We start from the raw sequence: 8,126 nt of genomic DNA, 5'->3' as shown, positions 1-8,126 counted from the left end.
CCAGAATTTCTGAAAATACTAAAGTCAGGATAAGGTAACTATTCGGGATTAACTTATCCCTTGGATACGATGTGAGGTATTAAGTTGCGTACTATTAATTTTAATTGGAATAAACATATAAAATTGGACGCTGGGCGACTGCCTGATTTTAAACCTCTAAGAGGAAAAGTTTGGGAATTTTTGATTCCTGATATTGCTATTGGCTATAGGGTGTTTAAGTGTTTTTACGACAACAAGTACTATATTTTTAACGGAAAAGATATTGTTTCTATTTTAACATTTTGTGGACGGATTTTATGGTTCAAAGGTTTGGAACCAGTATTGAATAAAGTAGCTTTTGGAAGAGAATATATCAATCTATTGGATGGCACTTTGAGGGTAAGTTTTAGTGGTTCTAATTTTTTTGTTGATGAAAGGCTAGTTGGATATATTGGTTCTGAAAATAGACTGTCGTGGGCCTTAAAATGTCTATTGAAATTTAAGCTTCTTCCTTATAAACCTTGGAGTGGAATAAGGTATGATGAAACTATCATTGATCAAGTTTTAGCTCTTACGTTATTAATTTCAGAAGTAGCAAGTTTGGATTCTTAATTAGATAAAAACTTAAGATGGAACCGGCACAAATTTATTGTTTAAACTAGGTTCTTTAACTACTGTTTAAGCATCCAGTTAAAGTGGTTTTCTGGAGAATTTGGATATTATGTTGATAAAGTAATTGCCAACCTAGCGAGTAGTGCGACCTATTTGAAAATTGCTGAACATGCCAATATACCAATACATTACGTTCAGTGGCTAATGGAAAACTGCGTGCCGTATTTCATCCATGCAAACTTTATTATGATGATGGGTGCCGCAATTTTTGGCGGGCTTGAGAACTCTCCAATTTCGCAAAGAATCTTGGATTGTTACCGCTTAGGTGGTATGCCCGGTGGCTGGGTAGGACCGTTGCCTGATGACGGTGGCTTAGCTAAGGATTGTATAGAGCTGTATCACCTTGGCTCAAAATAGTTAACGTTAGAATAGAGTTTAAGCTGACAACCAATTTAATTTTGGCAAAATTGATCGGCGTGTAGTTCTCAACATTGGTGAATTCCAAGCATTACTCTTGTATCTCCAGAGGCCAAAGGTGGGCGTTTATACGAAGAAAAAGTGCTTCTGTCGTCAAGTTCGTTGTGCTTCAGGCCTTTTAATGATCTTTTTAATTTAAACATCCCGAAATAAAGAGGTGCTAGTTCACCTCTTAATCTTTTAAAGAGGCTGTTAGCACATACAAGCCCAGAGTCCGTTGGCAGTTTGAGATACGCCTGGGCGACATCTATACGTGCTACCTGCACCTACGATGTTAGGTGTTGCATTGTTGTCTAGCGTTTTCTCATTGGTTAACTTTTTAAGTTTTTGTTTTTTAATTGCAAGTTTCATTGCTCATTTCCTTATATTAACTAATTTTTAACTTTAAGTGACTTGGGCAGAGTTGCTCTGCAAAAGCTAGTTAACATTAATAGCACTCATGAGTAATATATTGCAAGTATCAAGATAATAAAAATTAATTTATTCGAGGTGGGGTGAAAAGTGGGTAATATAACTAATTATAATTACCTGTTTTAAAAGCTTATTTATTTACAGTGGCTGTCTAGGTGTCTAAATTTTTAGAGTGCTTTTCAACAAAATTTAAAAACTTTATGTTTTGAGCCGCTCTTTTTACAACTCTTTATATATCTAGGTTATATTAAAGCTATAGCTTATTTCTAAATGTACTTAAATTACATCGAAAATGTGGAACATAGTCATACTGAGTTTGCCAGTTCAACTTAGCGTCATAATTTGATGTCATGTTTATTAGCTTAATTACAAGTGCACTTTACCCTTTATATTTTAAGGGCACTGCCCACTTTTATTATCCAAAGGGCAATTTAACGTAATGTAGCTACAAGCAAAAATCAGACTGATTAGGTCGTTTTATCAGCACTAAAATAACCATATTGGTTACTTCCAAAAGCAGAGTTGCAAGCTCACAGGTTCATCATGAACTGTAACAGACTCAAATGAATAAAAAACAAGATCGAGCCAAATAGAGTGCACGTTAATGTCTTTTGATCTTTGAATTTCATCTGGCCTTCGACAAGCACAAATGTAAAAAAAGTACGTGATTTATACTCGCTTGACTTTGTTAACAAAACGTTTAACCATCGATTTTTGCACAAAAAATAGTCTCTTATTTACTTTGACACAAGGATAATTTAACAGGTGATTTATGAAAAAAACTCTATTAGTGCTCTCGTTGGCGTTTGGACTGTCAGCTTGTAATATTGATGACAGGCTGCAATTTGCATCAGAAACAAAAAAGAGTGAACAGGTTCATTTGAGTGCGCAAAATACAGCATTGCTCATTATTGATGCGCAGCAAGGATATGTGATGGACAGTGATGACTTTTGGGTTAAGGTTTTTTACCCTCAATATCAAATACCGCCGCAAAATGTAGATCCGCAATTACATTCCAGTATCGATCGGATTGCGCAATTGGCGCAAAAAGCCAATGATTTGAATATGTCAACAACCATTACGTATGAGGCTTTCAACACCGAACAGGGCCTAGATTATACGCCATATATAACGCGTATTGCTCAAGCACTGGATGAAAATACACAACGTTTTTTTAAACAAACGTTTAACTCAACGTTGGAAACTGACATACATGCCGCAATGAATGCTTGGTCCGATGCAGGGATCACTCGGGTGGTCGTTGCGGGAGCAGAAACCGATGTATGTGTTATGCAAACGGTGTTGGGGCTAAAGAAAATGGGTTTTGATGTCTATTTAGCGAGCGATGCGACTTTTTCTACCGAAATATATGAGCGACCCACTTTTAAGCGTTTACAACAAGCTGGCGTCAAATTAGCTAAGGCCAGTGAAATCATTGAATCGATGGAATCCAAAGACAAATTAGTTTATAGCCCACGCTACGCAGTTGGTAAACGTGATGATTTGTACCAAGGCGATCGCCATAAGATGGCGATGATTAATTTTAATATGGATGATGCAAGCTTAGCAAAGGCCGAACATGACAATAAACCCGCGACAGCGCCTAGGTTCACGTTTTTAGGTTTAGAACAGCAGTTTTTGTTTAGCTATATGCCGAGTTTTCATGTAAATAAAAAAGGTAAAGAATACACCTCTCAATATCGTAAAAACACGGATGTCGTTAGCTATAAAAATATAGACCCTGTAATTGCTGACATTAAAGCAGCGGGTAAGACGCAAGCCGTTATTTCGGGTGTGGTTTCTCAGTTAGGCTTGTATGACGCAGTCTATAAATTAATTGAAGCGGGTATTACCCCAATTATTCTCGAAGACGCATTATTAGGGTCTGATGTGGACCCAATTCATTACCTGGATTACATTTATCAACTTGGCGCTGTGCCGAGTACGCAAAAGTCTCATGGCTATGAAATGTACGTTGAAATTCAGCTAGGAGACTTTACTGATGAAGAAATAGCGGCTTACTACCAAATGATAGCGTTAGATGAAGTGGTAATTCCTGAAGTGTACCCGCGTTTGCGCTAATTCGTTAACACTCATTGCTGATGAGCAAGTGTCGCATTGGGTGCCTTCAATTATCAAGCTGAGCTAAGTTAATGTGGCTCAGCTTGGTAGACGACATCGACGGCCGCCGTGCGTCCTTAGAGCTAGATCAGATGATAGTTCAGCGGTTGATGCTCTAAACCTAATTGTATGTCTTAATTTATTCATTTCATACCACTTTGCTTGCTATGCCTTAAAAGCATAATTGTGAATGTGTTTATTTAAGGGTCTCATAACCAATCACGCCGGCTAATATAAACATGACGCTGCCAGCTAATTTGTCTTGCCAATTACTTTGATTACGCTTTTGGTTAAGTAAATTACCTAACTTACCGGAGAGCAGCGCAATCGAAATATCACAGCATAGGGTGATTAAGGTATATATCGCACCAAGCACCAGTAATTGTGTAGATACATGTGCATTTTCGTTATTAACAAACTGGGGGAGAAAAGCTAAAAAGAATAGAGCGGTTTTTGGGTTTGTCAGCTCAACCACCAAGCTTTGTTTCATGATGGCAAAGTTGTTTGCCTTGAACAGCGATGGGTTATCCATCGGTTGATCTGCTGGTTTAAAATACTGCCATCCGAGATAGACTAAGTACACAGCGCCCACAACTTTTAATCCTGTGTACGCAATTGGAGAATAGCTAAAAATTGCCGCTAGCCCCAATACTGTAGCAATGACATATACAAACGAGCCAACTGCCATTCCACTTGCTGCCGAGACACCTGCGCTTGGTCCTTGACTCATACTGCGTGCCATAATGTACAAAATTGAGGGGCCAGGCGTAATGCTGAGTAAAAAGCAAACAACAGAAAAGGCGGCGAGTACTTCTAGCGAAGGCATAACGTGTCCTTATTTAAAATCTTTAGTTTCTAGGTATAGAGTTTCAGTATGTACAAAATCAGTCAATGGAAATGTTTCAACTGGCTCGCTTAGAGCATTGCTTTTTTGTGTTTTGTATTGTTGTCGATTATTACAAGGCGCTGTCTCAATGCGATCAAAGCTGGGGGACTTCCCAATCTTATGTACAAGTAAACATGTGTTATTATCGAGTCTTAAGGCGTAAAACTGTCCGTTTTTCTGCGACGCGTTTACCGGTTCATTTAATATAATATTTTGTACAGTAAGCGTGATAGCAGGGTACTTATTTTTGCCAGAACGTTCAAAGTGGCCGATAAAAACATCTCCTTTAAATTGTGTGAGTTGACCAGCCCTCAGCTTGTTTAAAGACAGTGTTTCTGGGCGCACGGTTACAAGCGTTCGGTCGTTCAATAAAGGCATTAACTGTGCTTTATATTGACTTGGTAACTGTGTTTCAAAAATAAACTGTACGGCATGCATTCCATGTGGCATCGGTAGGTGTGAGGCATATATACGATCGTTTATGGTGAATAAAGCCATGCCATGCAAGCCTATGGAGTGGTCATGTGCACGAGCTGCATCGCAAAAGCAAACAAGTAATAAAAGAATGAGCGTATTTTTCATAGGAAGTGATTAAATTAAAAAGTGTAGAATACAGACGAGAGTATGCTATTTTAATTGCAAGATCGTTTCTAAATTGAGATATTAAATTCCAAAATGGAAATAGCGGACCTACACAAATTTCTAGTGATTGCGCAGCAACAAAGTTTGCAAAAAGCAGCGCAGCTCCTTGATACCTCTCCCAGTGCATTATCAAAATCATTAAAACGGTTAGAAAACTCTTTGCAGGTTGAGCTGTTTGACCGAATAGGAAAGTCGTTACGTTTAAACGATCATGGCGTGATGTTGCAACCTAAGGCTGTCGCTTTGACAAATTTGGCTGAAGATACCAAAGCCATGTTAAAACAGGGAAGTAAAGCAATTAACTGTGTGATTGCAGCTTCTAGTATTTTACAGTTCAAATGGGCGAGTGTATTAGCACGTCAAACCAATACAAACAAACATGTAACATTGGTGTTCGACACACAATATGAATCAAATGCATTGCATAAATTACTTGCAGGTGAAGTGGACTTAGCCCTTGTCACTGGTGACGTCATAAAAGAGTTACCAAATGACATCCATTTAACAAAGCTGGGAAACCTGACCATGCAGATTGCAATGGGGCAGAGTCACCCTTTGTGTAAACGTCAAAGCACCAACTTAACGCATTTGGTCAAATACCCTTTTGCTGCACCTGATACTTCGCCATTTTGTGGAGAACAAAGAGGTGTAGGGTGCGATGGTTGGCTTTTGCCAAAAGTAGGTCGAAATATAAAATGGGTGGTCAATGATTATGCTGTACTGGGTCAACTCGTCAAAAGTGGGTTAGCGTTGGCATATTTACCAGATTATATAATTAGAGAATGGCAACTGGTCGAACTAAATAATTGCCCTGAAAACCTAAAATATACCGAACATGTTTATTTGCTCAGTCATAAATCCGCACCTACTTGGTTAAGTCAATTGCTAACAGATCTCAGTATTGCGTGATCATTAAGTGGATCCATATCAGGCAATCACAAATTTTTATAGAATGAGCCAAGTGTCTCAACGTACAATGCTGTAAACTAAGGCAATTTTACCGCAAGTACGTACAACTCCAATTTAAAGTAGTAAACAAGATGAATTCACCTTTTGAATTATTTGGCTTAACGCTGACTACAACTACCGTTATTTCTTTTCTTCCTGCATTGCTCGCTATTTGCGCGCTCACGTTTTCGTGGCAGCGTAGTGCTCTGTTTTTAACGCTGCTATCTGTTTTATTTGCATACACTTTTAATGTGATCAGCATATCGGGCTTGGCTGGTATTATCAGTTTGTTTTTAATGAGTTATGGTTTTACTAATCTTAAACATCGTGCCTTACGTGTGATGTTAGGTAGTGGGGTATTTGTATTATCAATTCTTTTCTTTGTGCATGCTTTTCCCGGGTTTAACAATCCTCTAGTGATTGAGTCTTACTTAGTGAGTGAAAACGCGGTGCCGTTTTCAAAACATTTGAACTTTGACAAATTGATGGTTGGCATTGCACTCATAGCACTGTTAGTCCCGCGCTCTCACATGCCAAATAATAAAACCGCAGCCAAGGTATTCGTGGTTTCAACCTTTGTTATCCTTGTGGGTTTAGCTGGCGGGGTGTTATTTGGATTGGTTGAATGGGACCCTAAACTGAGCCCAATTTTATTCGGCTGGGTGGTCACCAACTTATTTATTACTTGCTACGCAGAAGAAGCCTTTTTTCGCGGGTTTATTCAAACACAACTTCAGCATGTCATAGTACACCCTCATTTTGGCCAGTGGTTCAGCATTGTGTTTTCTGGCCTTTTATTTGGTATTGCTCACTTCCCAGGCGGTGCGGCCTATACCGTGATTGCCTCGCTGTTAGGGATAGGTTGCGCATATGGTTATCAAAAAACGAATAATATTTTGGTACCAATATACATACATTTTTTATTTAATCTTATGCACTTTAGTTTTTTCACTTACCCATTTTTAGCCTAGTGATGCACACCATGTGAGGTGAAGGCGAAAGACGTGGCATTGCACACAGCGAGAAGAATGTCTAAAGAATCAGATCCCCAACTGTATTTATGCTGATTTTGTCAGGCGGTGAGCTTCGCCTGACAAATGTGTTTAATTGTCATAATAAAGCTACCAATCAGGATGATTTTCTCTTCCAGTATGCTAAAAGCCTGTTGAGTCTTAATTCACCTTATCTTGCCTTCAGCGCCATGAGTAAAGTTCATGACTGAGCAAAATATGATGTATCGCGTTTTATTTCTCATTCATGGTCAGCCTGCCCACTTTTATTGTCAAATAACAAAATATGCGCGTTTTACGGGATACTTACAGGGTGACTGGTAAATGTAAGGTTATTCTTTGTGCTGAGTTACTCCATGATTGTTTTGTAATGTGAAATGATACGAGAGGCATTAAGCGGAAACTCATTGTTTTATGGTCAATTTCTAATTATTTATATTTTTTTTATAAATAAAATTAAACTTTTTCGTAAAAGTGTGGAAGAGGTTACGAATCGGTGTTTGTGAATGCCGCAACGGGTAATTTAGTTATTCAGGGACAGGATGAAAGCATAGCAGGCCTCGGACAAGGCTTGGGTATGGTCAGAACTTATAACAGCCAAGGTGGCTTTGATGGTGACAATAACGACCAATGGCGTTTGGGCTTTGTCAGTAGCTGGCAAGTGAGTGCTGGGTCGTTGCATACCGCTGGTAGTAATATTGAGTTAGTGCGTGCGGATGGGTTTGTACAAACATTTACCTACAATGTAAATGCAAAGAAGTATGTAAGTATGCAGGGCAGCGATGCTCATGATGTGTTGACGGTCAATGCCGATGGCACCGCGGTACTTCAAACCGATGGTAACAAAGGGGTAAAGCACCACTTTAATGCTGATAAAACACTCTCAGCGATCACCAATCAATACGACCAGGGCATCACCTTGTCTTATACGGGGGGTAAGGTCACGTCCATTACCACCAAAACAGAAACAGGCACCGAAACCACCACACTCACGTACAACGCAGCAGGGTTACTCGCCTCGGTTAAAACCGCAGCGGAT

The 8,126-nt window shown here is 39.2% G+C and carries 9 protein-coding genes; 6 read left to right on the top strand and 3 right to left on the bottom strand.

The genetic code is table 11. From position 1 onward, the window contains the following. Positions 1-84 precede the first annotated feature (84 nt). Positions 85-591, top strand: coding sequence for a hypothetical protein (locus L1286_RS23750; RefSeq protein WP_235409503.1), 507 nt, complete (start codon positions 85-87; stop codon positions 589-591). A gap of 216 nt (positions 592-807) precedes the next feature. Then, positions 808-1,008, top strand: a complete 201-nt coding sequence (locus L1286_RS23745; protein WP_235409502.1) for a hypothetical protein — start codon at positions 808-810, stop codon at positions 1,006-1,008. A gap of 252 nt (positions 1,009-1,260) precedes the next feature. On the opposite strand, the gene L1286_RS23740 is transcribed toward L1286_RS23745, so the two are convergent. Beyond that, a complete protein-coding gene (locus L1286_RS23740) occupies positions 1,261-1,419 on the bottom strand; it encodes a hypothetical protein (protein ID WP_235409501.1) in 159 nt (52 codons plus the stop codon). A gap of 832 nt (positions 1,420-2,251) precedes the next feature. Here L1286_RS23740 and L1286_RS23735 point away from each other — a divergent pair. Then, positions 2,252-3,562, top strand: a complete 1,311-nt coding sequence (locus L1286_RS23735; protein WP_235409500.1) for a cysteine hydrolase family protein — start codon at positions 2,252-2,254, stop codon at positions 3,560-3,562. A gap of 235 nt (positions 3,563-3,797) precedes the next feature. Here L1286_RS23735 and L1286_RS23730 read toward each other — a convergent pair whose 3' ends face one another. Then, entirely contained in the window at positions 3,798-4,427 is a 630-nt protein-coding gene (locus L1286_RS23730) for a LysE family translocator (RefSeq protein ID WP_235409499.1), read from the bottom strand. Between the two features lie 9 nt (positions 4,428-4,436). After that, entirely contained in the window at positions 4,437-4,985 is a 549-nt protein-coding gene (locus tag L1286_RS23725) for a hypothetical protein (RefSeq protein WP_235409498.1), read from the bottom strand. 177 nt (positions 4,986-5,162) lie between these two features. Here L1286_RS23725 and L1286_RS23720 point away from each other — a divergent pair, with 177 nt between their 5' ends. The 3 genes from L1286_RS23720 to L1286_RS24265 all read left to right on the top strand — a co-directional run. Beyond that, positions 5,163-6,038 carry a LysR family transcriptional regulator gene (locus L1286_RS23720; protein WP_235409497.1) on the top strand — a complete coding sequence of 292 codons (876 nt, stop codon included), beginning with the start codon at positions 5,163-5,165 and terminating at the stop codon, positions 6,036-6,038. A gap of 131 nt (positions 6,039-6,169) precedes the next feature. Further along, positions 6,170-7,048, top strand: coding sequence for a CPBP family intramembrane glutamic endopeptidase (locus tag L1286_RS23715; protein ID WP_235409496.1), 879 nt, complete (start codon positions 6,170-6,172; stop codon positions 7,046-7,048). Positions 7,049-7,583: 535 nt separating this feature from the next. Further along, positions 7,584-8,126: DUF6531 domain-containing protein (locus tag L1286_RS24265; RefSeq protein WP_235409495.1), on the top strand; the 543-nt coding region annotated here is incomplete at its 3' end.

This window comes from Pseudoalteromonas sp. SMS1 (assembly GCF_021530565.1).
Classification (GTDB): domain Bacteria; phylum Pseudomonadota; class Gammaproteobacteria; order Enterobacterales; family Alteromonadaceae; genus Pseudoalteromonas.
The sequence above is the reverse complement of the archived record's forward strand: the minus strand, read 5'-3'. Positions and strand labels throughout refer to the sequence as shown.